Genomic DNA, 927 nt, shown 5'->3' with positions numbered 1-927 from the left:
GATGCTGACGCTGACTCGGATGCAGACGCTGATGCCGATGCCGATGCTGACGCCGACTCGGATGCAGACGCCGACTCGGATGCAGACGCTGATGCTGATGCTGATGCTGATGCCGACGCGGATGCCGATGCCGATGCCGATGCCGATGCCGATGCCGATGCCGATGCCGATGCCGATGCCGATGCCGATGCCGATGCCGATGCCGATGCCGATGCCGATGCAGACGGGGATAGCGATACAAACGGTCTAATTACAGAAGTCCAAGAAGTTCTTGGGAATTTAAGTAACCAGACATTGCTTAAACCAGTAACAGACCTGGTGAATCAATTGATTGACCCGCAAGTGGGCACACTTTCAGCAGTCACTAGCATCTTGGAAGAACTCACAGGCCAAGACTCAGAACTGGCTGTACTCACAGAGCTGGTCAGTGGGCTTGTCGGAATTGAGGGGCAAGGACTGGAGCCTCTGATTGACACACTGAATGACTTGCTGGGCGGCATCAACGGATCGGGTGACAATGGCAGCATTCTCGACGTAGTCACAGGTATCCTCGGCGGGGGCAGCGACAGTGTCCTTAACGATACCCTGAGCGGACTGTTAAGTGGTGTTGGTAATCTGCTGGGCGGCAACACCCTGCCTGGCGGCACACCGGCCAACCCCGGCACGGGCCTCATCAGCGACGTGCAGGGCCTGGTGCTCAACCTCACCGACGACACCTTCGCACAGCCGCTGGCCGATCTGGTCAACAACCTGGTCGATCCGCAAACAGGCTCCCTGGCTGCGGTCACCTCCATCCTCGAAGACCTCACCGGCACCGCCGGTGGCCTCGAGGCCCTGAGCGAACTGGTCGAAGGCCTGGTGCTGATCCCCGGCACCGGACTGAACCCGCTGATCGACACCCTCAACAACGTGCTGGGCAACCTCAGC

The 927-nt window shown here is 59.3% G+C and carries 1 pseudogene; it reads left to right on the top strand.

Annotated features, from left to right (window positions below):
• Positions 1–927, top strand: a pseudogene (locus BUE21_RS15070) (hypothetical protein); the annotation flags it as partial.

It is taken from the genome of Lampropedia hyalina DSM 16112, from assembly GCF_900129055.1.
In the GTDB taxonomy this organism is placed as follows: Bacteria; Pseudomonadota; Gammaproteobacteria; order Burkholderiales; family Burkholderiaceae_C; genus Lampropedia; species Lampropedia hyalina.
Note: the sequence above shows the minus strand (reverse complement) of the source record. Positions and strands in the feature narration are given on the sequence as shown.